The organism is Salinimicrobium oceani, assembly GCF_012037645.1.
The window spans coordinates 1-295 of record NZ_JAAVJR010001539.1; the positions used below are offsets into that span (position 1 = coordinate 1).

At 39.0% G+C, this 295-nt stretch carries 1 pseudogene; it reads left to right on the top strand.

Annotated features, from left to right (window positions below):
* Window positions 1–254, top strand: a pseudogene (locus tag HC175_RS22970) (ATP-binding protein); the annotation flags it as partial.
* Window positions 255–295: the final 41 nt, after the last annotated feature.

A 295-nucleotide genomic window follows, 5' to 3' on the forward strand; every position in this document is an offset into this window, starting at 1 on the left:
TTAGAGGTTATAAGGTGCAGGTAGGAATATTGGGGGATAAAGAAATAGATTTTATAGCAGAAAAAGAAGGGGAAAAGTTATACGTGCAAGTAGCGCTTAGCATTAACAATCCCGAAACCCTGGAAAGGGAATTTGGAAATCTTAAGAATATTCGGGATAACTACCCAAAGAAGGTAGTGACACTGGAAGCTTTTTCCGGTAACACAGTAGAGGGAATAGAAATCCAGGACCTGCGTAGCTTTTTACTTGCTTAACTGGAAACTTTTCTTGAAAATTGTCTTATAAGACGGTTGCC